Here is a 24,692-nt window from a genome sequence, read left to right as displayed (position 1 = left end):
CGTATCATCATCAATGTTGGAGCCTGTTCACCGGGCGAGTGAGCGGGCGGTTGAACTCGCAGCTAACCCACTGTTTCTTGTTGACCCAAGGTCGGATCCCTGCCGACGCCGCGCGGAATAAACGACACGACCCAGGCGGTCAGCGAGGTGACCCCGACCAGCAGACCGCGCACCAGCGGCGGCGCGTAGTCCGCCATGCGCACATACCCCCGGAAGCCCAGCGCCAGTACGTCGCGCAGGCTTTCGATCGGCCGGTCTTCGGGGAACCCGTCCTGCCACAGCGCCCAGGTATCGGCGCGGGCGAAGGTGCACTGAATGAAATCGATGTGTTCGCGGGTGGAGAGGTCGACCAGGCGCACCCCCACCTTGTTGCCGAAGGCGCGCGTCACCACGCAGGGGAAGCTGTACTCCTGCTGGCCGCGCTTGAGCAGCAGCGAGAGCTTGTCGCCGTCTTTCAACGCGTTTTCCACCCGCATCTCAATGCCCACGCCGCCGTCGGAGTAATCGCGCAGCGTGCAGGGATACAGATGGCCGTCGGCGCGCGCGATCGCCGCCGGCATGGCGATTTCCACGCGGTGCGCCTGACGCACCTGCTTGGCCTCCACCGCCACCGCCACCGCACCGCCGAGAATCGTCATGTTGTACAGCACCCACACCAGGCTGATGATCACCGTCATCACCTCGTCCGTCGGGCCATAGGCCAACCGCCAGACGCCGAACGCCAGCCCGGCCAGGTTCAGGATCACCAGGAACATGTAAGGCCGGGTGATCACCCAGTCGACGTGCTCCTCCTCCACCAGCCCGCCCTTGGCGGTGACGTTGAATTTGCCCTTGTGCGGATTGAACAGCGCCACCGTCGTCGGCCGCGCGATATACCAGGCCAGCACCGTTTCATAGATTTCGCTCCAGAACGAATGGCGGTATTTCCCCTGGATACGCGAGTTGGTCAGGCTGGCGTGGATCATGTGCGGCAGCACGTAAAGCGCGATCGCCAGCGCCGGCGCGAAGATGATGTAAGCATGCAGCAGCAAAAACGCCAGCGGCGCGGTGAGGAAGATCAGCCGCGGAATGCCCGACAGGAAGTGCAGCATGGCGTTGGCGTAGCACAGGCGCTGCGCCAGTTTCAGCCCCTTGCCCAGCAGCGGGTTGTCCAGCCGGAAGATCTGCACCATGCCGCGCGCCCAGCGAATGCGCTGGCCGATGTGCGCCGACAGGCTCTCGGTCGCCAGCCCGGCGGCCTGCGGAATGCGGATATAGGCCGAGGTGTGCCCGCGCCGGTGCAAGCGCAGCGAGGTGTGGGCGTCTTCGGTGACGGTTTCCACCGCGATGCCGCCGATTTCGTCCAGCGCGCTGCGGCGCAGGATGGCGCAAGAGCCGCAGAAGAAGGTCGCATCCCACATGTCGTTGCCGTCCTGCACCAGCCCGTAGAACAAGGTGCCTTCGTTGGGCGTCTGGCGGAAGCGGCCGAGGTTGCGCTCGAACGGATCCGGCGAGAAGAAATGGTGCGGGGTTTGCAGCATCGCCAGCTTTTTGTCTTTGAAGAACCAGCCCATGGTCAGCTGCAGGAAGGATCGCGTCGGCACGTGGTCGCAGTCGAAAATCGCCACGAACTCGCCGGTGGCCTGCTTCAGCGCGTTGTTGATGTTGCCGGCCTTGGCGTGTTCGTGGGTCGGCCTGGCGATGTATTTCACCCCCACTTCGGCGGCGAACGCCCGGAATTCGGGGCGATTGCCGTCGTCGAGGATATAGATATTCACCTTCTCTTTCGGCCAGTCGATGCCCAGCGCCGCGTAGATGGTGGGCTTCACCACCCCGAGATCTTCGTTGTAGGTCGGCACCATCAGATCGATGGTCGGCCAGCTGGCGCTATCGGCGGGCAGCGGCACCGGCTGGCGGTTAAGCGGCCAGATGGTCTGGAAATAGCCCAGCACCAGCACCACCCAGGCGTAGGTTTCCGCCACCAGCAGCAACAGGCCGCACACCAGGCTTAGCGGGTCGTCCCAGTTCAGCGTGGCGGTATAGCGCCACCACAGGTAGCGACAGGAGACGGTCAGCGACAGCACGATCAGCATCAGCGCGGGCAAACGCCCCGGCACCCGGCGCACCACCATCGCGATCCCCCACAGCAGCAGGACGAACACGAACTGCGCCGGCAGATCGAACGGTTGCGAGATGCACAGCATGGCGAGGATCGCCGCCAGCACGCTGACCAGAATAAACAGCGCGCGCCGCATACCGCGGCTCATGCGGCCGAGGCGCTCCACCGAGCGCTGTTCCACGCCGGCGTTCTTCAGCCGCTGCGGCAGGCCCTGCAGCCAGTCGGCATAGCGCTGCTGCAGGCGGCGCCAACCGGCGAAATAGTCGCGCTGCACCGGCGCGCGGCCGCTGCGAAACAGCAGCAGCCACAGCCCCTGCAGCAGATAACGCAGCGCATCCGCCGGGCGCGGGCGTTCGGCGGACAGATGCGGGAACCAGTAAGCGCGGCCGGTACGCACGCGCTGCCAGGCCGGCGACTCGAAGCGCAGCAGCAGCCAGCCCAACGCCACCAGCAGCGTGGCGAAAAAGGCGGTCAGCGCCGATGCGCCATTGCGGCGATAGCCGCGGTAGCGCGTCTGCACCGCCTGACGCACCGGCGGCACCAGCAGCAGGCTCAATACCCGGCTCATGGCGCAACGCCCCGTTTGAGGTTGATCAGGCACCAGTTGGCCAGCGTCAGCACTTCATCCGCCGCCAGGCTCTCGGGGCGGTACTCGCCCAACGGCTGTTTGACCGCCAGCGCTTCCGCCAACGCTTCGTCGCGGTGGATCACCACCGGCAGCAGACCGCTCAGCGTTTGCAGCCACAGCTGATGCAGATCCTGCTGCAGCTGGCTGGCGGAGGAGTAGTGATTGACCAGGAAACGGCAGTCGTTCGGCAGCGTCTGTTGATGGAGCCGTACCTGGCAGTTGGCGTCGGGGTTCAACAGCATGAACACGCAATCGGCAAGCTGCAGCGCCTGCTGCGCCAGCACGCCGTCCCCGACCGGAACATCCAGCAGGATCCAGCGCGGCGGATCGCCGGCGATCAGTTGGCGCAGGTTGTCGCGCCAGCGTTCCGGCTGCTCCCGACACTGACGCTGCACTTCCAGCCGTTCCGCCGCATTCAGGCGGCCAAAGGGCAGAAAGTCGAGGTTTTCACAATAACGCAGCGCGCCTTCCTGCCAGCCGCCGCCATCCCGCTCCGCGCGAGCCCAGCCGCGCGCCAGCTCGAACGGCGTGTTGAAATGCAGGCGCAGCAGATTATCCGGCGTGAAATCGATCGCCAACACCGACTCACCCAGCTGCTGCAACGCCCAGGCGAGCGCCGCCGTGACCGACGTCGTCCCCATTCCACCCCGCAACCCTTGCAGCGCGATCACCGGCATAGATCAATGGCTCCCCGTGGTCTGCGCCAATTCGGCCAACAGTGGCCAGCGCGTCATCATTTGCGTTAACCGCTCCTGCCGGGAAATATCGACATAGCTTAATTTCGGCAATGAAAAAGCCTGGCTGAGCGCCTGCAGGTCATCCTGGCTCTCCCCAGGCGCCGCTGCACGAAAATGGGTGGGTGCGTTATTCATTCTTCCGCCTTGGCGAAAATAGGCTATGTTAATTAACTATAGCAACGATACAAAAAGAGAGAGGCAATAAGATGATTCTCAACAAATATTGTTGCAGAGCGTCGGAGATTTGTTATTGCCAGAGTAAAAATGACTATCTTTATATATAAACGTCTTTAGTCGGCTTTCAACGAAAGTAGAACACATCCTATGGCGCACTCTTTTTCTCTAGGCATTCGGCAGATTTGGGAAGAGCTGTCGGTGATGCAGGCCCCCGGGCTTTATTGGATCAATATCGACAGGCAAAGCGACGCCGCGCTGCTGTGTCGCCAGGTCATTGCCGCCCAGCCGGCCACCCGCAAAGTCGCCCTGATCTGCAGCGGCGACAAACCCGACCGCCTGTTGGCCGAGCTGGCTTCGCCCGCGTTGCAGAAGCTGCCGCTGTATCAATTACCGGAGAAAAAAGCCGCGCTGACGCAGCTGAGCGACGATCTGATGCGCGCCCTGCGGCCGCAAAATCGCTTACTTATCCTGCTGGCCCACGCCAGCCTGTGGCAAACCTTCACCACCGAAGAGCTGCGCGAGTGGACGCGCGCCCTCGCCGCCTGGCTGCGGCGGCAGGGCTGCACGCTGTTGATTCTCAGCCACGGCGGCGGCATCAATAAGCTCAAAGGGCAGCTCAGCGCGCAGCATCGCATCCTGAACGGCCTGTCCAGCCTGCAATGGCAACAGGACAGCGCGCAATATCTGGTGAACTGGTGGAGCACCGAAAACGGCATCAACGCCAATCAGCTGCTGACGCTGTACGCCGCGGAAGGCGGCTGGCAGGGTGAGGATGAAAACAGCCAACCCTCCCCCACCGCCTTGCGCAGCGATGAAGGCCTGTATCTGGCCGAGCGCAGCATCCTGGAAGGCGCGCCGCCGCTGTCCGCCAACTGGCAGCTGCTGGAGAGCAACGACGAACTGGCGCAGCACGGCATGCTGAGACTCTCGGCGACGTTGATTTTCGCGCTGTACCAAAGCGACCAAATCGATCACCTGGCGCACCAGATCCACACCCTGCGCCGCAGCCGCGGCAACGGCCTGAAAATCGCGGTGCGCGAGATGAGCGCCAGCCTGCGCTACAGCGACGAGCGGCTGCTGCTGGCCTGCGGCGCCAACCTGATCGTGCCGCACGTCGCGCCGCTGTCGCGTTTTCTGACCATGCTCGAGGGCATCCAGGGGCAGCGCTTCTCGCGCCATGTGCCCGCCGACATCGATGCGCTGCTGGCCGGTTTGCGCCCGCTGCAGCTTAAAGGCTATATGCGGCCGGAACCGTTCAGCCAGGCGGTGCTTTCGCTGATGGGCAACACGCTGCTGCCCGAGGACGGCAAAGGCGTGATGGTGGCGCTGCGGCCGGCCACCGGTCTGCGCGCCGAACAGGCGATGACCCTGTGCCACCTGCGGCGCTTCGGCGACGTGATGACCGTGGTGCAGGGGCGGCTGGTGCTGTTTCTCTCCACCTGCCGCATCAACGATCTGGATACCGCGCTGAGGTTCATCTTCCGCCTGCCGGTGGATGAAGCCTTCAGCAACCGGGTGGTGTGGCATCAGGACGTCGATATCATTTCGGAAATCAAACGTATGGCCCAGGGGCGCTGGCAGATTTCGGCCACCGGCACCGCCGGCGCCGCGCCGCGCCCCCGCGAGACGGCGGCCGAGGCGCCCGCAGAACGGCGGCAGCCGGTCGCCTTCACGCTGACGCTCGGCCCGCAGGAGGAACCGCATGCTGAACCTTAACGACATCGTGCAACTGATCCTGCTGTGCGCGCTGATCTTCATCCCGCTGGGCTACGCCTTTCACCGGCGTTTTCCGCATTTGCGTCAATACTGGCAAAACCTGTTGTTATCGCCGCGCTATTTGAAATCCGCCGGTTTGTGGGTGCGCACAGGCTCCTCATCTCAGATTAAACGTAAGAAGCAGCCATGAATCCAAACTCGAAGACGCAATCCGATAACGCTCTATGGCGCTACTGGCGCGGACTGGGCGGCTGGAACCTGTACTTTCTGGCCAAATTCGCCCTGCTGTGGTTCGGCTACCTGAACTTCCACGCGCTGCCGAACCTGGTGTTCATGGCGTTTCTGCTGATGCCGATCCCGTCGCAGCGCCTGCATCGCTGGCGCCATTACCTCGCCATCCCGATCGGCATCGCGTTGTTCTACCACGACACCTGGCTGCCGGGCATCAACAGCATTCTCAGCCAGGGTTCGCAGCTGGCCGGCTTCAGCGCCCAGTACCTGCTGGAGCTGATCGGCCGCTTTATCAACTGGCAAATGATCGGCGCGGCCTTCGTGCTGTTTATCGCCTACCTGTTCGTCGCGCAGTGGGTGCGCGTCACGGTGTTCACCGTGGCGGCGCTGGTGTGGCTCAATATCGTCAACATCGCCGGACCGGCAGTCTCGCTGCTGCCCGCGACCTCCACGGCCGCGGCCGGCGGCGCCAATACGCCGGCCACGTCTGCGCCGGCGGCGGGGGATGCTGCGCCGGCAGACAGCCTGCCGCCGACCAGCGCCAACCTGACGGCCTACCTGAACCAGTTCTACGAGCGAGAAAAAGGCCGCACCACCGCGTTCCCGGCCAGCTTGCCCGCCGATGCCCAGCCGTTCGATCTGCTGGTGATCAACATCTGTTCGCTGGCCTGGGCCGATATGGACGCGGTCAACCTGCAAAATCACCCGCTGTGGTCGAAGATGGACATCATGTTCGACAACTTCAACTCGGCCACCGCCTACAGCGGCCCGGCGGCCATCCGTTTGCTGCGCGCCAGCTGCGGCCAGCTTTCGCATCGCGATCTGTATCAGCCGGTGAACCAGCAATGTTACCTGTTCGACAACCTGGCGAAGCTCGGCTTCAAGGAACAGCTGATGCTCGATCACTCCGGGGTGTTCGGCAACTTCCTGAAAGAACTGCGTGAACAGGGCGACATGCAGGCGCCGCTGATGTCGCAGGCCGGCATCGGCAACGAGCTGACGTCGTTCGACGGCGAGCCGATTTATAACGATCTCGAATTGCTGACCCGTTGGCTGGATCAGCAGCAAAAAGGCGGTGACGGCCGCACCGCCACCTTCTTCAACGTCATCCCGCTGCACGACGGCAACCGCTTCGTCGGCTCCAACAAGAGCGCCGACTACCCGCCGCGCGCGCAGAAGCTGTTCGATCAGCTGAACACCTTCCTCGATCAGTTGGAGAAATCCGGCCGCAAAGTGGTGGTGGTGATCGTGCCTGAACACGGCGCGGCGTTGGTGGGCGACAAGATGCAGATGTCCGGCCTGCGCGACATTCCCAGCCCGAATATCACCCATACGCCGGTCGGCATCAAACTGGTGGGCATGAAGGCGCCGCATCAGGGCAGCCCGCTGCAGATCAAAACGCCGAGCAGCTATCTGGCGCTGTCTGAACTGGTGTCGCGCCTGGTGGACGGCAAGGTCTTCAGCGAACCCAGCGTCGACTGGCAGGCGCTGACCCAGGGGCTGCCGCAGACCCCGGTCATCTCCGAAAACGACAACGCCATCGTGATGCTGTATCAGGGCAAGCCCTACATTCGCCTGAACGGCGGCGACTGGGTGCCTTATCCGCAATAAGCGCGGCCTCATTCACCCAAAGCACGCCGTCGGCGTGCTTTTTTATTGGGTTTTTTATAATAAAAATGGCGAACGCTATCGGCCGAAATAAACTTATTAACAGCAACCCGTTGAATTCTCTTATTCGATTATTATTATCATGCGAAGATTCTTAAAAATATAACGTTTTCCAGAATTATGTTAAGAGCATAATTTAAAAGACGGGTTGTCACGATCGTCTACTGACCAACCCTTTGATTGAATAATAAAAAACGCCGGCGCTGTGCCGGCGTTTGGTTTAGGCAGGAAAATCCGGCGCTTCACGCCCCCGGATGTTCGTCCTGATCGACCGCAAAGCAGGCCACCATCTGCTCGCCGTACTGTTTGAGCTGCGGCTGCAGCTGAACGCAAGTGCCGAAGGCGCGGCGGCAGCGGGCATTGAACGCACAGCCCGGCGGCGGATTCATCGGGCTGGGCAGCTCGCCGGTCAGCTTGATGCGCTCGCGGCGCATATCCGGATTCAATCGCGGCGTCGCCGACAGCAGCGCCTGAGTGTACGGATGGCGCGGATTGTTGAAGATCGCCTCTTTGCTGCCCTTTTCCACGCAGCGGCCGAGGTACATCACCATCACCTCGTCGGCGATGTGCTCCACCACCGACAGATCGTGCGAGATGAACACATAGGACAGCCCCAGATCCTGCTGCAGATCCATCATCAGGTTCAGCACCTGAGCGCGCACCGACACGTCCAGCGCCGACACCGGCTCATCGGCGATCACCACGTCCGGGTTCAGCATCAGCCCGCGGGCGATGGCGATACGCTGACGCTGGCCGCCGGAAAACATGTGCGGGTAGCGATCGTAATGCTCGGTCTTCAGGCCGACCTTCGCCATCATCTCCAGCGCTTTTTCCCGCCGTTCGGCGGCGCTGAGCGACGTGTTGATCAACAGCGGCTCCTCGAGGATCTGCCCGACCTTCTTGCGCGGGTTGAGCGATCCGTAAGGATTCTGGAACACGATTTGGATCTTCTGGCGGCGCAGCTTCTCGGCAGAGGCGTCCGGCTTCAGCAAATCCTGCCCCTGGTAGTACAGCTCGCCGCCGGTCGGCACTTCGATCATCGTCAGCAGGCGGCCGAGCGTCGATTTGCCGCAGCCCGACTCACCGACCACAGCCAGCGTTTTGCCGCGCTCCAGGGTGAAGGAGACGCCGTCCAGCGCCTTGACCAGCCGCTCCGGCGCGAACAGGCCCTTTTTCACCGGGTAATGCTTCTTCAGGTCAATTGCCTGCAGTAAAGGTTGATTCTGGCTCATACGGTCGGCCTCCCCGCATCATCCAGCGGTGTGTGACATTTAACCTGACGGCCGGGAATGCTGCGCAGTTCCGGCTCCTCGTTGCGGCAGCGCTCGTTGGCGTAGGGACAACGCGGGTTGAGCAGGCAGCCGGTCGGGCGATCGTATTTGCCCGGCACCACGCCCGGCAGCGAAGCCAGCCGCGCCTTGTCGGCGGCGAACTCCGGCAGCGCGCGCAGCAGCGCCTGGGTATAGGGGTGGCGCGGGGCGCGGAAAATCTCCGCCGCCTTGCCGGATTCCACCACCTGGCCGGCGTACATCACGATGATGTGGTGCGCAGCTTCCGCCACCAGCGCCAGATCGTGGGTGATCAGCAGCAGCGCCATGTTTTCGCGCTGCTGCAGGTCCAGCAGCAGTTCGATGATCTGCGCCTGGATGGTCACGTCGAGCGCGGTCGTCGGCTCATCGGCGATCAGCAGCTTCGGCCGACAGGCGATGGCCATGGCGATCATCACGCGCTGGCTCATACCGCCGGAAAGCTGGTGCGGATATACGTCCAGCCGCGAGGCCGGATCGGGAATGCCCACCTGGGTCAGCAGGTCGATAGCGCGCTGGCGGCGAGTGCGGCGGTTGCCGCCCTGGTGCACCTTCAGCGCCTCCATGATCTGATAACCGACGGTATAGCACGGGTTCAGGCTGGTCATCGGATCCTGGAAGATCATCGCCACTTCGGAGCCCACCAGCTGGCGGCGCTCTTTTTCGGAGATCTTGCGCAGATCCTGGCCGTTGAACTCCAGCTTGTCGGCCATCACCTTGCCGGGGAAATCGATCAGGCCCATGATCGCCAGCGAACTGACGGATTTGCCGGAGCCGGATTCACCGACGATGCCGACCACCTGACCTTGCTCCACGCTGTAACTGATGCGGTCTACCGCGCGGAACGGGGTGCCTTCGTCACCGAAGTGCACCGAAAGCTTGTCTACATTCAATAAAGCCATCTCTCTCGTCCTCTGTTACTGCTTGAGTTTGGGGTCGAGAGCGTCACGCAAACCGTCCCCCATCAGGTTGAATGCCAGCACCGTCAGCAGGATCGCCACGCCGGGGAAGGTCACCACCCACCAGGCGCTTTGCGCGAACTGCAGCACGTCGGAGAGCATGGTGCCCCACTCCGGCGTCGGCGGCTGCGCGCCCATGCCCAGAAAGCCGAGAGCGGCCATGTCCAGAATGGCGTTCGAGAAACCGAGAGAAGCCTGCACGATCAAAGGCGCCAGGCAGTTAGGCAGAATATTGACGAACATCTGGCGCAGCGCGCCGGCGCCCGCCACCCGCGAAGCGGTGACGTAGTCGCGGTTCACCTCCACCAGCACCGCTGCGCGCGTCAGACGCACATAGTGCGGCAGGGCGACGAAGGTCAGCGCCAGCGAGGCGTTGACGATCGACGGCCCGAATACCGCCACCAGCACCAGCGCCAGCAGCAGGCTCGGCAGGGCCAGCATGATGTCGACGACGCGCATGATAATCGCGTCCACCACGCCGCCGAAGTAACCGGCCAGCAGGCCGAATATCACGCCCATGATCAGCGACAGCACCACCACCAGGCAGCCGACCAGCAGCGACAGGCGCGCACCGTACATCAGGCGCGACAGCACGTCGCGGCCCACGTCGTCGGTGCCGAGGATATATTGCCAGCTGCCGCCCTCTTGCCACACCGGCGGCTTGAGCAGCGCGTCGCGGAACTGGTCCGCCGGCGCATGCGGCGCCAGCACGCCGGCGCCGAGCGCGATCACCAGCATCAGAACGATATACACCAGGCCGACCACGGCCCCTTTATTGCGCTTGAAATAGTGCCAGAACTCCTGAAACGGGGTCATCGGCTTCGGCGCACCTTTAACTGCAGACTCAGTGATTTGAGACATGAGAGCGCCCCTTATTTCTTGTGGCGAATACGCGGGTTGACCACGCCGTAGAGCACGTCTACCAGCAGGTTAACCAGAATGATCATACAGGCGACCAGCAACACCCCGCCCTGCACCACCGGGTAGTCGCGGCGCTGCAGCGCGTCGATCAGCCAGCGGCCCAGCCCCGGCCAGGAGAAGATGGTTTCGGTCAGAATGGCGCCGGCCAGCATGGTGCCGACCTGCAGCCCGATCACCGTCACCACCGGCAGCAGCGCGTTGCGCAGCGCGTGAACGACGATCACCCGCATGCGGCTCACGCCCTTGGCGCGCGCGGTGCGGATGTAGTCTTCGCCCAACACCTCCAGCATCGAGGAACGGGTCATGCGCACGATCACCGCCAGCGGGATGGTGCCCAGCACGATGGCCGGCAGGATCATGTGCATCACCGCGTCGACGAAGTCGCCCGGCTCGCCCCAGATCAGGGTGTCTATCAGCATGAAGCCGGTCAGCGGCTGGCTGTCGTCGAGGAAGACCGTGTCGCTGATGCGCCCCGACACCGGCGTCAGGTTAAGCTGCACCGACACCAGCATGATCAGCATCATGCCCCACCAGAAAATCGGCATCGAATAGCCGGTCAGCGAGATACCCACCGCGGTATGGTCAAAGACCGAGCCGCGTTTGACCGCCGCCAGCACCCCGACCGGAATGCCCACCAGCACCGCGAAGATCATCGCGCAAATGCCCAGTTCCAGCGTGGCCTGAAAGCGCGGAACGAACTCGCTCCAGACGGAGATGCGGCTTTTGAGGGAGGTGCCCAGATCGCCTTGCAGCACGTTGGACACGTAGGAGAAATATTGTTGATAGAGCGGCTTGTCCAGCCCCATTTCCGCCATCAGCTGCGCGTGGCGCTCGGCGGAGATACCGCGTTCCCCGGCCATGATGGTCACCGGGTCGCCGGGGATCATATGGACGAATGCAAAAGTCAGCAATGTAATGCCGATAAACGTTGGGATAACTAACCCCAAACGTCGGAGTATGAACTGCAACATATCCCGAACTCTCTGTATCAATGCCCGGCAGCTCATCGTCCGCCAGGCTTATTAACGCTCACATGCCTTTGAACGATTCGACGGCCATACGCCGGAGACTGGTCAGCAGGGGCGCAAACCTGTTGCGCCCCTGCAAGTCCATTCGTGCGTCTCCGGTAAAGCGGTCGAAATCAGTCTACAGAGACATTCTCGAAGTGATGCTTACCGAGTGGATCCACGACGTAGCCTTTCACTTCCTTACGCACAGGCTCGTACACGGTGGAGTGTGCGACAATCAGCGCCGGAGCCTGATCGTGCATCACCACCTGCGCCTGCTTGTACAGTTCGATGCGCTTGTCGTGGTTGGATTCGGCGCGCGCCGGTTGAATCAGATCTTCAAACGGCTTGTAGCACCAGCGGGAGTAGTTGGAGCCGTCTTTCGCCGCCGCGCAGCTGAACAGCGTGGCGAAGAAGTTGTCCGGATCCCCGTTGTCGCCGGTCCAGCCCATCATCACCGTCTGGTGTTCGCCCGCTTTGGCGCGCTTGAGGTATTCACCCCACTCATAGGTCACGATTTTGGCTTTCACGCCGATCTTGGCCCAGTCGGCCTGGATCATTTCCGCCATGCGGCGCGCGTTCGGGTTGTAAGGACGCTGTACCGGCATCGCCCACAGGTCGATGCTGAAACCGTCGGCCATGCCCGCTTCTTTCAGCAGCTCTTTCGCCTTGGCCGGATCGTAAGCGTAATCCTGCACCGCGTCGTTATAGCCCCACATGGTCGGCGGGATCAGGTTCTTGGCCGCCTGGCCCGCGCCCTGATAAACCGCGTCGATGATCGCCTGCTTGTTGACCGCCATGGTCAACGCCTGACGCACCTTCAGGTTATCCAGCGGTTTTTTCTCGACGTTGAACGACAGGTAGCCCACGTTCAGGCCCGGCTGTTCCATCAGGTTGATGGACTTGTCTTGCTTCATGCGGGCGATATCGGCCGGGTTCGGGTACGGCATCACCTGACATTCGTTTTTCTGCAGTTTGGCGTAGCGCACGGAGGCGTCAGGCGTGATGGAGAACACCAGGCGATCGATCTTCGGCTTGGTGCCCCAGAAACCGTCGAATGCCTTGTACAGGATCTTGGAGTCTTTCTGGTATTGCAGCAGCTGGAACGGGCCGGTGCCGATCGGGTTCAGGTCGATCTTCTCCGGCGTGCCGGCTTTCATCATCACGTCGGCGTATTCGGCGGACAGGATGGACGCGAAGTCCATGCCCAGGTCAGCCAGGAACGGCGCTTCCGGGCGGTTCAGCACGAAGCGCACGGTGTTGTCGTCCACTTTTTCAATCTTGGCGATCAGCTTAGGCATGTCCATGCCTTCAAAGTATTCGTAGCTGCCGCCGGACACTTTGTGATAGGCGTTGTTCGCATCCAACTGGCGTTCAAAGGAGAACACCACGTCGTCGGCGTTGAAATCGCGCGTCGGTTTGAAGTCTTTGCTGCTCTGCCACTTCACGCCTTTGCGCAGGTGGAAGGTGTAGGTTTTGCCGTCTTCGCTGACGTCCCACTTCTCAGCCAGGCCCGGCTGCAGTTCGGTGGTGCCGATTTTGAATTCGACCAGGCGGTTGTAGATCGGTACCGAGCTGGCGTCGTAGGTGGTGCCGGAGGTAAACAGCTGCGGGTTGAACCCTTCCGGGGAACCTTCAGAACAGTAAACCAACGTCTTGGCCTGTACGCTGGCCGCCACGGTCAGCGCGATCAGCCCAATGCCGAATTTCAGAACCCCCGATTTACCCAAGGAACGTGTCATCGTTAGTGCTCCATTGTGTGATGTGATGTGTGTCATTGCCGCCAGACCTGTATTTTTTATTGCGTGGCCTGTGCGATCGGTGCCCGAAGGCAGAAGGTGTACGAGGAGAGAATGCCGGATGGAACGCATCGCGGCGGGGACGTCTGAGCGCGTGGAATTCACTCAAACAACTCTCGCTCTTACCCCTGAGGCTATCAAGTTGCCAACTGTTTGGGGTGTCGTCAATATAACCAGTGGGGATTTACGCAGACTGTGAGAAACAGCAAACAAACATAAAAAAAACCTTTTGTTAACACTTCCAGCATGAAAATTTATGCTAAGCGGACATTTTCAGCGCATTGGTCTGACCCTCACAAACTTACTGGTTTTTAACTCCGTTAAAAAACGCCAAAACTTTGTTGCTGAATGATGAATATCTGAACGGTTATTTTTGTGATCGCCGTTAAAGACAGGAGGAAATGCTGAAGGATTACCCAAAAGGGTGAGTCCGATGAGCGCGTTTTGCGCAGGGCAGGACCACAATCTGTGCGGCGTAAAAAAACTTTCGGCGGCGAAAAAGCCGGGGGCGAAAGGATATCCCCCGGCAACGCACTGCAACCGATTATTGAACGCCGGCGCTGTTGCCCAGGCTGGCGTTCATGCTGTTGAGAATATCGCCGTTATCCGCGTCGATCTCCCAGGAGAACAGGCCGCCCAACTGCTTATCCAACACGTACTTGCCCTTGGCCTGCACCGAGCGGGCATCGTCGAAGGTGATCAGATCGCCGGTGGAAGGTTTGAACACGTAAGGCGCTTCCGCCGTGGCGTCGTAGGTGTACTGCCAATCGCCGCTCATGAACTGGCTGGCGATTTGGCGGTAGTCCACGATGCCGTTCTCCCAGGTGCCTTTAACCGGCCCGGTGGCGGTGCCGGTGAACGGAATGTTGTTCTGGTAGCCGTTCACCCCGGTCCAGCCGCGGCCATACATGGCGGTGCCGACCACGATCTTGCCCGGCTTGACGCCCTGCGTCAGCAGCGCATTGACGCCGTTCACCGTGGTGTAGGCGGTGTCCGGTTTCCAGGCCGGCGCATTCAGCGCGGTCTGATGCCCCAGGTTTTTCAGATCGAAGGCGCCGTAGAAGTCGTAGCTCATCAGGAAGATGTGATCCATCGAGTTCTGCGCGACGTTGTAAGCCACCTTGTCGATCTTGTCCTTGCCGGCGCTGATGGCGGAGGTCAGCTCATACTTGCGGCCGGTTTCCGCCGACAGCTGATCCAGCATCGCCCGCAACTCCTTCATCAACAGCACATAGGTTTCCCCGTCTTGCGGGCTGCCCAGGTTCGGGTTGGCGCCATTGCCGCCCGGGAACTCCCAGTCGATATCCACGCCATCGAAGAACTTCCAGGTCTGCAGGAACTCTTTCACCGAACCGACGAAGCGATCGCGCTTCACCTTGTCGCCCATAAAGAAGAACGGGTCGGACAGCGTCCAGCCGCCGATCGACGGCAGGATTTTCAGGTCAGGATGCGCCTGCTTCAGCGCCATCAGCTGGCCGAAGTTGCCCTTGTAGGGGTCATCCCAGGCGGTCACGCCCTTCTGCGCTTTTTGCAGCGCGGCGAACGGATCGTGGATCGAGACTTTGAAGTCCTCGCGGCCCTGGCAGGAGCGCTGCAACGCCTGGAAGCTGCCTTCGATCTCTTTCAGGCTGTCGTTGATGCCGTTGCCGCCGCAGATCGGGATAAAGCCGTACAGCAGATGGGTCAGGTTCTGCGCCGGGATCTTGTCGACGGTGAAATTGCGCCCGTAAACGCCCCACTCGACGAAATAAGAGCCGACCACTTTGCCGGAATTCTGTTTATAGGGTTTATTCTTTTCCAGCAGCGGCTCTTTCAACGGCGCCAAATGGCTGCCGTCGGTGTCGGCCACCACAATTTCGGTGGCGTCGCTGGCGGAGCAGCCGTCGGCATTGCACAATGCCACCTGCATTTGATAACGGCCGCCTTTATTCACTTTAAAATTCGCCGTGCCGGAAGCGCCGGTTGAAGGGCCGCTCCACGCCTCTTTGCCATTTAATAAAATTTTTGCCGTCGTACCGGTGTCGCCATTCCATAAATTCCAGGAGACCGAAACGTCGGCGGCATTTTTTACCTTCACCAGATTATTATAAGCGGTGGCCGCCTGATCGACTTCGACGATGGCGAACTTGGTGTTGCCCCAGGCGATGGTCGGCTTGCCCGGCGCGGCGGCCTGCGCCGCGGAACACAGCGTGCTGCCGATCACCAGCGCCAACAGCGGTTTATTAAATTTGCGCATAACTGATTCCTTTATTCCGAGAGGATAAACATAAAAGAGTTAATCGACGCCACGCATTGCCGGAGCGAAATGATTCCGCAATAATCCACGAAGATTAACGTTAATAAATAATCACGGTATTTTCCACGCGGCGGGAATAACACATCCCGCGTTGTCCATTCAGACTATAGGTAAAAAAAACGTGAAAACAAGAGCGCTATCAACCGGGTTTTATTCGGCAAGCATGAATTTATTTAAATATGGAAATAAGAACCTAAAGGGAATAAGGAATGTGAATTAATTAAGCGTAAAGAATAAATATATTTCACGAGGACGGCAGATTGAGGCACGCCATAAAGCGAAGCCGGCCATATCGGCGGAGGTGCTCATCCTCATAAACGACAGGCGAAAAAAAACCTGCTTTAAAAGCAGGTTTTTCGAATGGTGGTCGGCGAGAGAGGATTCGAACCTCCGACCCACTGGTCCCAAACCAGTTGCGCTACCAAGCTGCGCTACTCGCCGATGCGGGGCGCATCTTACTGCTGGCGGTTATAGGCGTCAATCACTTTTTTGCCCCTGCATTTCAAGTGGTGATAAAAGCGCCATAATGCGCTGCGCCGGGGGCTGCGCAGCGTATTTTGCTCAGGCTTTGGCCGGTTTCAGCGCCGGCGTCTGCGCGCGCAGGAACGGCAGCAGGAACAGCGCCGACAGGCAGGCGGCGATGGAAATCACCACGAAGAAGCCGTTCCAGTGCCAGATCTCCATCACCCGCGCAATCGGGTAGCCGGACAGCGCCGCGCCCAGGTAGGCGAACAGGCCGACAAAACCGGTCGCCGCGCCCGCCGCATCCTTGTGCGAGCACTCCGCCGCCGCCATGCCGATCAGCATCTGCGGGCCGAAGATGAAGAAACCGATGGCGAAGAAGCAGCAGGCCTGCAGCAGGTAGGTCACGCCCGGCATCAACCACAGTGCCGCCACCGACAGGAAGATACCGATGGCGAAGATCAGGTTCATCGGGCCGCGGTTGCCGCGGAACAACTTGTCGGAACCCCAACCGGCCACCAGCGAACCGATAAAGCCGCCCACTTCAAACAGCGAAATGGCCGAGTTGGCGGTCATCAGCGAATAGCCCTTTTCCTGCGTCAGGTAGAGGTTGCCCCAATCGTTGATCGCGGTGCGCACGATGTACACCAGCACGTAAGAGACCGCCAGCAGCCAGATGTACTTGTTGGTCAGCACGTAGCGTTTGATGATCTCGCGGTTGCTCAGCCCCTGGCCTTCCGATTCCTGCACCAGCTCCATGGCGTCGTTGCGCCATTTGCCGACGCTCGGCAGCCCCAGGGTGGATGGCTTGTCGCGCAGGCGCCAGCACATCAGCAGGCCAAGCACCACACCGATGATACCGGGGATGATCATGCCGTAACGCCAGCTGAAGTGCAGCGAGATAAAGCCCACCAGCAGCGGGATCAGCGCGCCTCCGACGTTGTGCGAGGTGTTCCAGATAGCCCACCAGCCACCGCGCTCGGAGCGCGAATACCAGCTGGTGAGGATTTTGGAACACGGCGGCCAGCCCCAGCCCTGGAAGAAGGCGTTGAGGATCCACAGCGTGCCCAGCATCAGCAGCGACGAACTGAGGCCGAAGAAGATATTCAGCACCCCGGTCATGATCAGGCCCAGCCCCATAAAGTAACGCGGGTTGGAGCGATCGCTGATCATGCCGGAAATGAATTTCGAGCAGCCGTAGGTGATGTAGAACAGCGTGCCGAGGATGCCGACGTCGGACATCGTCAGGCCCAGATCGCTCAGCATCGCCGGCATGATGAAGTTGAAACTTTTGCGCGTGAAGTAAAACGCGGCGTAGCCGATGTACATGGTGCACATCAGCTGGATGCGCCAGTATTTGTAGCTGGCGTCGATCTGCCGTTGATCGGTGACCTGCGGCGCGTCCGGGCGGCTTTTAAGGAAAGACCACATGTGGAACCTCAGAGGATTGAATAAAGTGCCGCTATGATGCTCCGCGCGCGCGCGGGAGGCTTACGCCGGATTCCCGACGCGGTTAGGAGTTTTTCCTAGTTTTGCGTTTGCGCCGGCGAAACTGTGGGCAAGATCACACTCAAACAGGCGCCCCCCTCAGCGGTGAACCGCAGGCTGCCGCCGAGGGCGCTGATGCGCTCCTGCATGCCGCGCAGGCCATAGCCCGGCTGATGGTTTTCCGCATCGAAGCCCACCCCGTTGTCGCGGATGGTCAGGGCGATCTGCGGCGCGGCGCCTTTGCGCGGCTGCAGGCGCGCATCCAGCTCCAGGCGGCTGGCCCCGGCGTGGCGGCACACATTGGTCACCCCTTCCTGGCACACCCGGTACAGCGTGATTTTCAGCGTTTCATCCAGCAGCTCGTCCGGCACCTGCCACTGCAGGCTGCTCACCAGCGACGCGTCCTGCGGCAGCGACTCCCGCAGCATCGCCGCCACCGCCGCCGACAGCGGCAGGTTGTTCAGCGCCGCCGGCCACAGCTGAGTCAGCACATCATGCACCCCGTCGTAGACCCGCAGCGCCAACGCATCGATGGTGTCGGCGCAGCCGACCACCGCCGGCTCCGGTGCCAGGCGTTTGACGATGCTGGCCTGGGTGCGAATCACGGTGATGGTCTGCCCCACCTCATCGTGCAGCTCGCGCGCCACCTCGCGCCGGGTTTGCTCCTCCGCCGTCACCAGCGCCCGCGCCAGCTGGCGGTTCTCCGCCAGCCGCAGCCTCAGCTGCTGATTCAGCTCGCGCTGGCGCTGAATACCGGCGCCCAGCAGCAGCCCGGTCAGGCTTTGGGCCAGCAGCGACAGCAGCAAGTCGCGGTGCGACTCCGGCTGCGGCGGCTCGTTGACCATCAGCGCCACGCCGTTGAGCAGCGTCGCCAACAGCGCGCCCTGCCAGCCGTAGCGGTAAGACATGAACACGATAGGAATGGCCAGGCAGAAAGGCGCAAAGCGCCGCAGCTCGGCGGCGTTCACCTGCTGCTGCAGCCAGATGCTGAACGCAAACAGCAGCAGGTAGCTGGCCAGATGGCCCAGACGCAGCTCCACCGGCTTGTGGATCAGCCCCGGCTCCAGCGGCACCCAAATTTGGCGCGCCAGATAGTGCCACAACAGCAGGCAGGTCGGTGCGATGGTGAAACCGCCGGTCAGGCCGAGCAGCAGCGCGCGGGCGCCTTCACCGCTCACCAGCTGCCACACCAGCGCCTGCAGCAAGGCGGCGGCGCCCACCACCGCGCCCTGCAACAGTGGCCAGCGCCATTCGCTGTCGCTCTGCTGATGGCGCAACAGCCACGGCGAGGCCAGCAGGCTGAGCAGCACCGTCAACACCAGCACCGCCACCGACGCCCACAGCGCCGGGCCGTAACCGAACTGGTCCGCCAGCAGCGCCATCAGCAGCAGGTCGGCCAGCAGGATCCCCGGCCAGAAACGATACGGGCTCTGCAGCAAAATACCCATGCGCAGGCCGAACGGGAACAGCAGCAGCGCCTGCCAGGGCGGGTCGATCAGCGCGGTGCCGATGCCCCACAGGCAAAACGCGCTGGCGGCGTAGATGAAAAACAGCGCCAGCTGGGTGATCAGGCGCTGCGTCACAGGTTCAGCATCCGTCTGGCCAGCTCGACGTTGTTGTTGATGCCCAGCTTGGCGAACAGGTTGGCGCGATGCACATGCACCGTCTTCGGCGACAGCCCCAAGGCGGCGGCGATCTCGCGCACCTCCTGGCCCTGCGCCAGCAACAGCGCGATCTCGCGCTCGCGGCGGGTCAACGGATCGACCCTCACCCGCGCCAGCTGCTGCGCGATTTCCGGCATCAGGTAAACGCCGCCGCCGGCGACGGTGCGCACCGCGGTGATCAAATCTTCCGGCTTGCAGCGCTTGGAGAGAAAGCCGCCGGCGCCGCGATCCAGCGCCATTTCCACCAGCGCCGGGTTATCGTGCATCGACAGCATCACCACGCGGATGCCGGAGGGAATGTCCGCCAACAGATCCAGCCCGCTGCCGTCCGGCATCGAAATGTCGCAGATGCAAACGTCCACCTCCAGCCCCGGCAGGCCGGCGCGCGCCTGCGCCGCACCGCTGAATTCGCCCACCACCTGAATATCGGCTTCCAGCGACAGCAGCTGCACGAAGCCCGAACGCACAATGTCATGATCGTCGATAAACGCCACGCGCAGGGTCATGGAAATCTCCGGTTAACAGGGGGAAGTGCGCAAGTATACCGTATGCACACACCGGAATAATTGATGAAGAGAATGTATTGGGTGAAATTGCCGGGTGCGCAAGGCAGGCACCCGGCGGGAGGGGTTACTACAGGCTAGCGGGCGCCGTTTTATCCTGCGGCAGATGGCACCAGTTGTTTTTATCCACGATGCCGCCATCGGGAGACGTGTAGCCGAGGCAGCCGAGGATGGTGTCAAACAGCTCGACGTGGCGATGCGTTTTGCCGATGCGCTGCTGCGCCTGCAGCTGCTCAAAGGCGCTGAGGTGCTGCGGGTTCTCAAGGAATTTGTCCGACGCCCATACGATCATCGGCACGCGGAACTGCTCCGGCGGCGCCATCTCGCGCGGCGTACCGTGCAGGTGCGTGTTTTCACCGATCGATTCGCCGTGATCGGCGGCATAGAACACGATGGCCTTCTTGTCGCGCACCTGGTCTATCACATTGGCGATAAAGCTGTCGGTATACAGCACCGTATTGTCGAAGGCGTTGATCAGCTGCGCCTTGGTGCAGGAATCGTCCACCCCCATGCACTCCGGCTGATAGCGCGCATAGCTGCGCGGATAACGCTGCGAGTACAGGTAGTGCGAGCCTTTGGTATGCAGGATCACCAGGTGTTTGCCCTTCGGATAGCGCGCCAGCGACTCCTTCATTTCGTTCACCAACAGCATATCGTCGACCGCCTTGCCGTCGTTGCGCTTCTCGGACGCGATCATCTCGCGGAACGAATAGTTGTTCACCTCGGTGTTGTTGTAGAACCACACCTCGCTCTGCATGGCGAACAGCTCGGAAGAGAAGCCCAGATCCTTCAGTACCGCGAACACGTTCTGCTCTTTCAGCGTGCGCTGCGGGTTGTCTTCGGTGCCGCCTTCGCGCACGAACATACAGCGCAGCGACAGCTTGGTGGAGGTGTCGCACGACTCGCCGCGAAACGCCACCAGATTCTTCTCTTTAGACAGCCGCGGCGTGGTATCGCGCTCATAGCCCAGCATGCCCATGTGGTCCCAGCGCGTGGTCTCGCCGATGATGAATACCACGTAGGTGTCGTCGATATCCGCCGGCGGTACGTAGGTGAAGTGTTTGCCCGGATCGAACATCGTGCTCTGATCCTGGCTTTCGTCATAGCGGGTATAGGCAAACAACCCCAGCGCCGACAGCCAGTTGGACGGCAGATACGAGTGCGCCACCACGCCGCCGTAGCTCGGCAGATCGACGTTGGAGAGCTTCTCTTGCACGCTCTGCTCGTCGTCCAGCATGCGCAGCGGCAGCCAGACCAGCGCCACCACCGCCAGCAAGACCAGCAGCGGCTTGATGCGATGACCGGGGGTTTTCAGCTGTTCTATCAGGGTGTAACGCAGGCTGTTTTTCCAGATCAGCAGCAGCGGCAAGGCGCTGAGCGCCACCATCCACAGCACGAAGTGCAGGCCGACCACCTCTTTCGACAGATCGATGTCGGTGGTCATCACCGACACCACGATGCCGTAGCCGATCACCACGTTGAAAAACGTCATGTAGTAGCTGGCGGCGACAGAAATCAACACCAGCAGCGAAGCGACGATGCGATAAAACAGCCGGCCGCCGAGCGATACCAGCCGCATGATGAAGAACGTGAACAGGACGATAGCGATGACTTCCGTCACCGCCGAAATCAACTTAATCCCCTGAATGCCGTGCGCCAGCGAATCAAAACGACGATAAAAAACGGACAGGTTGAGAAATATGCCGATATAGATCGCTAACAATAACGATAAATTCTGCTGTGATAGCGATTTAACTTTGTTCATGTAACGCGGTGGCTCCGGGGACGGTGTAGCGGTTCTGGATCAGTCAGACACTTATTAGGGCTTCTGGTTCAGCCAACCGGCAATAAGCGTTATTTTGCGGGTAATAATCAAGAGAATTCTCACAAAACGGGCAATTTTTACGCTTTTTGCAAACGGCTTTCAAGCGGGGCAGATAAGAAAATGGAGGGTCAAACCCTCCATTTTTTTCGCGATAAGGATAAAAATCTTACTTAACGTTCAGAGTCACATCGATATTTCCGCGGGTGGCGTTGGAGTATGGGCACACCACGTGCGCCTTTTTCACCAAATCCTCCGCCACGCTGCGCTCGATGCCCGGCAGCGAGATATCCAGCTGCACTTCGATGCCGAAGCCGTTCGGGATTTCACCGATGCCGACGGTGCCGTCGATCTTCGCTTCGGCCGGGATTTTGACCTTTTCTTTCGCCGCGACAAACTTCAACGCGCCGAGGAAGCAGGCCGAGTAACCGGCGGCAAACAGCTGCTCGGGGTTGGTGACTTCGCCGCCGGCGCCGCCCATCTCTTTCGGCACGCCCAGTTTCACGTCCAACACGCCGTCGGAGGAGGTCGCACGGCCGTCGCGGCCGCCGGTTGCGGTGGCGTGAGCGCGGTAAACCACTTTCTCAATAGACATCGTTCATTCCTTCTTGCTGGTTGGCGAGATGACTACGGCTTCCACGAGGTAAAGCCGGTCACATATTTATCTTTTGCGATTAAATCGCGCACTACTTATTTTTGACGCTTATTAACCAGTGTAGACCACCCCTGCCGTTCTTGCGTCCGGCGGCGGCGGGTCAAATCTGATCGATCAGGCTGCCGCGCAGCTTTTCCAGCTGCTGTTTGAGCGAGACGATCTCGTCCAGGCTGCAGTCGGTGGCGCACATCACCGCCTCGGGCACCGATTGCGCCCGCTCGCGCAGCGCGCGGCCGGCTTCGGTGAGTGCAATGATCACCTGCCGCTCGTCGGCGGTGGCGCGATAACGCACCAGCAAACCGGCGGTTTCCAACCGCTTCAGCAGCGGCGTCAGCGTGGCGGAATCGAGGAACAGCCGCTCGCCGATATCCGATACCGTCACCCGATCGCGCTCCCACAGCACCATCATCACCAGGTATTGCGGGTAGGTGAGTTCGAGCTGATTCAACAGCTTGCGGTAGACTTTGTGCAGCGCCAGGTTGGCGGAGTACAGCGCGAAACAGAGCTGCTGATCGAGCTGCAGCAGATTCTTCGCGTGGGGTTGTTCGGTATCGGTGCTTTTCATGTGTCTGAATATAGATAGCGCACGATGTAATCGCAAGCTATTTCTTATGAGGTATGCTACCTTTTTTTTATGCAGAGGATGCTCGGAGGGAAAGGAAATGACGAACACGCTTGTAGAACGCGCGCGCCGCTACGCCACCAAGGCGCATGCGGCCATCGATCAGCGCCGCAAATACACCGACGATCCGTACATCGTCCACCCACAGGCGGTGATGGAACTGGTGCGCAGCGTGCCGCACACCGAAGAGATGCTGGCGGCCGCCTGGCTGCATGACACGGTGGAAGATACGCCCACCACCCTCGGCGATATCGAAAGCCACTTCGGGCCGAAGGTGGCGGAGCTGGTGCGGATGCTAACCAACGTCAGCCGCGCCGAGGACGGCAACCGCTTCGAGCGCAAAAACCGCGATCGGCGCCACAGCGCCGGCGCATCGCCGCAGGCCAAAACCATCAAGCTGGCGGATATGATCGACAACACCCGCTCGCTGCTGGACTATGACAGCCACTTCGCTCAGACCTACCTGATCGAGAAACAGCGCCTGCTGGAGGTGCTGACCGAAGGCGACCCGACGCTGTGGCGCCAGGCCAGCCATATCGTTGAGCAAGGGCTGCTCCGCTTGCAGCAGCCGCCGCACAACGTGCCCGCCAGCTGGTTCGAACACGCCCGCCGGCGCTACCGCGAGAGCGACGCGGCCTGATCAGAAGGTCACCACTGTTTTCAACGCCGTCACCCAGGCGTCCTGCGTCTCGCTGACGCCCGCCGGGTGATGCCAGTACTGCAGGCCCGGCTGCAGCTGCAACCACGGCGTGACGTTCACGCGATAATAGAGCTCCGCCGTCACCGAGTGGCCCGGCACCGGCCGGTAGCTCGGATCGTGATAATCGCTGACGCCGTTGATTTGGTTGAGATAACGCTGATTATCTTTATAGCGGTCGCTCAGCTTCACCACCGAGACGCCCAGCCCCAGCCAGTCGTCCGGCCGCGCATCGAACAGCCCGCGATAGCGAATGCCGGTCGAGGTAGACCAGTGCAGGTAGTTGCTGCGCTGATCCCCCAGCCCCAGGCTGTAAAACACGCTCAGACCGCGGTTTATGTCGTCCGCATGGCGCGTCACCTGCTGGTTGAAACCGGTATACAGGAACCAGGTGCGATCGTGGCTGCGATAGCCCTGCGGATCGCTGGCGCCCGGCCCACCGGACACCCCTTCATAAAGATCGCTCTGGCGCGCGTTGGTGAACAGCACGCCCAGGTTATACACCCCCGGCAGCTGGTTGGCGGCGTGAGTTTTCAGCTCCAGCTCCATCGGCAACAGGAAGCCTTTGCTGCCCTTGGTGGACCAGCTCCAGGCGTGGCTGCGGCTGGGGGCGCTCGGGTTCTGCTCCATCACGCCGCCCTTGAGCGTCAGGCCGTCGGTCACTTGTATTGCAGCGTGGTGCCCCAGTAATGCACGTTCCAGTTGTACCAGGTCAACGAGTTGGCAGACTTGCCGCCGCACAGCGTCAGCGTCTGAAAATCGCAGGGGATGATCTGATCGAAATCCTGCACCTTGTTCATCATGCCGATGCGCCACTGCAGCCGGCGATCGAGGAAGGACCGGCTGAAGGTCAGCCAGCCCAGGCGGGTAATCGACTGCCCGCCAAAGCTCTCCTGCGACAGATCGGTCAGGCCGACGCGCGGATCCTGCAAGCGATCGCGGGTCAGGTTGTTGTCATGGTTGCGGTTGACGATATTGCCTTCGATCGCCGCGTCCGGAATGCCGGTCAGCGCCTGCAAATCCTGGCTGAAGGTCAGCGAGAATTGGTCGATGTACGACGCCTGTTTATCGTGGTTGTAACCGCCGCCGGCGTTATACGACAGCTGGCTGAGGTAGCCGAGGTTATAGTGGAAACCGTGATCCTCCAGGATCGGCCTGATCCCCAGCATATCCCC

General features: G+C 61.1%; 19 protein-coding genes, 1 tRNA gene and 1 pseudogene. 4 read left to right on the top strand and 17 right to left on the bottom strand.

What is annotated here, in order from left to right; translation table 11 throughout:
- Positions 1-62: 62 nt before the first annotated feature.
- From bcsA to bcsR, 3 genes are read right to left on the bottom strand one after another with little or no spacing between them, the layout of a single operon-like run.
- Positions 63-2,666: a UDP-forming cellulose synthase catalytic subunit gene (gene bcsA, locus SSARUM_RS00545; protein WP_060431216.1), complete on the bottom strand. Its 2,604-nt coding sequence runs from the start codon at positions 2,664-2,666 to the stop codon at positions 63-65.
- Positions 2,663-3,403 (bottom strand): cellulose biosynthesis protein BcsQ, encoded by a 741-nt coding sequence (bcsQ, locus tag SSARUM_RS00540; RefSeq protein ID WP_033649880.1) that lies wholly within the window; start codon positions 3,401-3,403, stop codon positions 2,663-2,665. The genes bcsA and bcsQ overlap by 4 nt, the downstream gene beginning before the upstream one ends.
- A 3-nt stretch (positions 3,404-3,406) precedes the next feature.
- The gene (bcsR, locus tag SSARUM_RS00535; RefSeq protein WP_033649881.1) at positions 3,407-3,598 is read right to left on the bottom strand and encodes a cellulose biosynthesis protein BcsR; all 192 of its coding nucleotides are present in this window, start codon (positions 3,596-3,598) and stop codon (positions 3,407-3,409) included.
- A 189-nt stretch (positions 3,599-3,787) separates the two neighbouring features.
- Here bcsR and bcsE point away from each other — a divergent pair, with 189 nt between their 5' ends.
- Genes bcsE through bcsG form a run of 3 tightly spaced genes read left to right on the top strand, consistent with a single transcriptional unit; the run spans position 3,788 to position 7,198 of the window.
- Positions 3,788-5,356: a cellulose biosynthesis protein BcsE gene (gene bcsE / locus SSARUM_RS00530; protein WP_033649882.1), complete on the top strand. Its 1,569-nt coding sequence runs from the start codon at positions 3,788-3,790 to the stop codon at positions 5,354-5,356.
- The gene (gene bcsF, locus SSARUM_RS00525; RefSeq protein ID WP_004934139.1) at positions 5,343-5,546 is read left to right on the top strand and encodes a cellulose biosynthesis protein BcsF; all 204 of its coding nucleotides are present in this window, start codon (positions 5,343-5,345) and stop codon (positions 5,544-5,546) included. Before bcsE ends, bcsF begins: the two co-directional genes overlap by 14 nt.
- Positions 5,543-7,198, top strand: coding sequence for a cellulose biosynthesis protein BcsG (bcsG, locus tag SSARUM_RS00520; protein ID WP_033649883.1), 1,656 nt, complete (start codon positions 5,543-5,545; stop codon positions 7,196-7,198). Before bcsF ends, bcsG begins: the two co-directional genes overlap by 4 nt.
- A gap of 299 nt (positions 7,199-7,497) precedes the next feature.
- Here the strand turns inward: bcsG and dppF are convergent, their stop codons facing one another.
- The 13 genes from dppF to SSARUM_RS00455 form a co-directional block, all read right to left on the bottom strand.
- Positions 7,498-8,487, bottom strand: a complete 990-nt coding sequence (gene dppF / locus SSARUM_RS00515) for a dipeptide ABC transporter ATP-binding subunit DppF (protein ID WP_033636613.1) — start codon at positions 8,485-8,487, stop codon at positions 7,498-7,500.
- Positions 8,484-9,464: a dipeptide ABC transporter ATP-binding protein gene (dppD, locus tag SSARUM_RS00510; protein WP_004934132.1), complete on the bottom strand. Its 981-nt coding sequence runs from the start codon at positions 9,462-9,464 to the stop codon at positions 8,484-8,486. Before dppD ends, dppF begins: the two co-directional genes overlap by 4 nt.
- 15 nt (positions 9,465-9,479) lie before the next feature.
- Positions 9,480-10,382 carry a dipeptide ABC transporter permease DppC gene (dppC, locus tag SSARUM_RS00505; RefSeq protein ID WP_025304838.1) on the bottom strand — a complete coding sequence of 301 codons (903 nt, stop codon included), beginning with the start codon at positions 10,380-10,382 and terminating at the stop codon, positions 9,480-9,482.
- 11 nt (positions 10,383-10,393) lie between these two features.
- Positions 10,394-11,413: a dipeptide ABC transporter permease DppB gene (gene dppB / locus SSARUM_RS00500; protein ID WP_033636611.1), complete on the bottom strand. Its 1,020-nt coding sequence runs from the start codon at positions 11,411-11,413 to the stop codon at positions 10,394-10,396.
- A 170-nt stretch (positions 11,414-11,583) separates the two neighbouring features.
- Complete coding sequence (gene dppA, locus SSARUM_RS00495; protein WP_060431218.1) at positions 11,584-13,191, bottom strand: dipeptide ABC transporter periplasmic-binding protein DppA; 1,608 nt, start codon at positions 13,189-13,191, stop codon at positions 11,584-11,586.
- Between the two features lie 601 nt (positions 13,192-13,792).
- Positions 13,793-15,484, bottom strand: coding sequence for a chitinase ChiA (gene chiA, locus SSARUM_RS00490; RefSeq protein WP_060431220.1), 1,692 nt, complete (start codon positions 15,482-15,484; stop codon positions 13,793-13,795).
- Between the two features lie 424 nt (positions 15,485-15,908).
- Positions 15,909-15,985: transfer RNA gene (locus SSARUM_RS00485), tRNA-Pro, on the bottom strand.
- Positions 15,986-16,105: 120 nt separating this feature from the next.
- The gene (gene uhpC / locus SSARUM_RS00480; RefSeq protein WP_041037243.1) at positions 16,106-17,437 is read right to left on the bottom strand and encodes an MFS transporter; all 1,332 of its coding nucleotides are present in this window, start codon (positions 17,435-17,437) and stop codon (positions 16,106-16,108) included.
- A 95-nt stretch (positions 17,438-17,532) separates the two neighbouring features.
- The gene (gene uhpB / locus SSARUM_RS00475; protein ID WP_033653994.1) at positions 17,533-19,077 is read right to left on the bottom strand and encodes a signal transduction histidine-protein kinase/phosphatase UhpB; all 1,545 of its coding nucleotides are present in this window, start codon (positions 19,075-19,077) and stop codon (positions 17,533-17,535) included.
- Positions 19,074-19,664, bottom strand: a complete 591-nt coding sequence (gene uhpA, locus SSARUM_RS00470; protein ID WP_033636607.1) for a transcriptional regulator UhpA — start codon at positions 19,662-19,664, stop codon at positions 19,074-19,076. The genes uhpB and uhpA overlap by 4 nt, the downstream gene beginning before the upstream one ends.
- 127 nt (positions 19,665-19,791) lie before the next feature.
- Entirely contained in the window at positions 19,792-21,486 is a 1,695-nt protein-coding gene (eptB, locus tag SSARUM_RS00465; protein WP_060431222.1) for a kdo(2)-lipid A phosphoethanolamine 7''-transferase, read from the bottom strand.
- Between the two features lie 226 nt (positions 21,487-21,712).
- Positions 21,713-22,138 (bottom strand): organic hydroperoxide resistance protein, encoded by a 426-nt coding sequence (locus SSARUM_RS00460; RefSeq protein WP_004934114.1) that lies wholly within the window; start codon positions 22,136-22,138, stop codon positions 21,713-21,715.
- A 160-nt stretch (positions 22,139-22,298) separates the two neighbouring features.
- Positions 22,299-22,763, bottom strand: coding sequence for a MarR family winged helix-turn-helix transcriptional regulator (locus SSARUM_RS00455; RefSeq protein ID WP_033650004.1), 465 nt, complete (start codon positions 22,761-22,763; stop codon positions 22,299-22,301).
- 97 nt (positions 22,764-22,860) lie between these two features.
- On the opposite strand from SSARUM_RS00455, the gene SSARUM_RS00450 reads away from it, so the two are divergent.
- Positions 22,861-23,460, top strand: a complete 600-nt coding sequence (locus SSARUM_RS00450) for an HD domain-containing protein (protein WP_060427054.1) — start codon at positions 22,861-22,863, stop codon at positions 23,458-23,460.
- Here SSARUM_RS00450 and SSARUM_RS00445 read toward each other — a convergent pair.
- Positions 23,461-24,686, bottom strand: a pseudogene (locus SSARUM_RS00445) (carbohydrate porin).
- Between the last annotated feature and the right edge of the window lie 6 nt (positions 24,687-24,692).

The sequence above is a fragment of the Serratia sarumanii genome, from assembly GCF_029962605.1.
GTDB classification, from domain to species: domain Bacteria; phylum Pseudomonadota; class Gammaproteobacteria; order Enterobacterales; family Enterobacteriaceae; genus Serratia; species Serratia sarumanii.
This window is presented reverse-complemented; position numbering and strand designations above follow the sequence as displayed.

Coding starts and splice junctions, on each gene's coding strand:
- bcsA (WP_060431216.1), bottom strand. CDS start 2,666: ATGAGCCGGGTATTGAGCCTGCTGCTGGTGCCGCCGGTGCGTCAGGCG.
- bcsQ (WP_033649880.1), bottom strand. CDS start 3,403: ATGCCGGTGATCGCGCTGCAAGGGTTGCGGGGTGGAATGGGGACGACG.
- bcsR (WP_033649881.1), bottom strand. CDS start 3,598: ATGAATAACGCACCCACCCATTTTCGTGCAGCGGCGCCTGGGGAGAGC.
- bcsE (WP_033649882.1), top strand. CDS start 3,788: ATGGCGCACTCTTTTTCTCTAGGCATTCGGCAGATTTGGGAAGAGCTG.
- bcsF (WP_004934139.1), top strand. CDS start 5,343: ATGCTGAACCTTAACGACATCGTGCAACTGATCCTGCTGTGCGCGCTG.
- bcsG (WP_033649883.1), top strand. CDS start 5,543: ATGAATCCAAACTCGAAGACGCAATCCGATAACGCTCTATGGCGCTAC.
- dppF (WP_033636613.1), bottom strand. CDS start 8,487: ATGAGCCAGAATCAACCTTTACTGCAGGCAATTGACCTGAAGAAGCAT.
- dppD (WP_004934132.1), bottom strand. CDS start 9,464: ATGGCTTTATTGAATGTAGACAAGCTTTCGGTGCACTTCGGTGACGAA.
- dppC (WP_025304838.1), bottom strand. CDS start 10,382: ATGTCTCAAATCACTGAGTCTGCAGTTAAAGGTGCGCCGAAGCCGATG.
- dppB (WP_033636611.1), bottom strand. CDS start 11,413: ATGTTGCAGTTCATACTCCGACGTTTGGGGTTAGTTATCCCAACGTTT.
- dppA (WP_060431218.1), bottom strand. CDS start 13,191: ATGACACGTTCCTTGGGTAAATCGGGGGTTCTGAAATTCGGCATTGGG.
- chiA (WP_060431220.1), bottom strand. CDS start 15,484: ATGCGCAAATTTAATAAACCGCTGTTGGCGCTGGTGATCGGCAGCACG.
- uhpC (WP_041037243.1), bottom strand. CDS start 17,437: ATGTGGTCTTTCCTTAAAAGCCGCCCGGACGCGCCGCAGGTCACCGAT.
- uhpA (WP_033636607.1), bottom strand. CDS start 19,664: ATGACCCTGCGCGTGGCGTTTATCGACGATCATGACATTGTGCGTTCG.
- eptB (WP_060431222.1), bottom strand. CDS start 21,486: ATGAACAAAGTTAAATCGCTATCACAGCAGAATTTATCGTTATTGTTA.
- SSARUM_RS00460 (WP_004934114.1), bottom strand. CDS start 22,138: ATGTCTATTGAGAAAGTGGTTTACCGCGCTCACGCCACCGCAACCGGC.
- SSARUM_RS00455 (WP_033650004.1), bottom strand. CDS start 22,763: ATGAAAAGCACCGATACCGAACAACCCCACGCGAAGAATCTGCTGCAG.
- SSARUM_RS00450 (WP_060427054.1), top strand. CDS start 22,861: ATGACGAACACGCTTGTAGAACGCGCGCGCCGCTACGCCACCAAGGCG.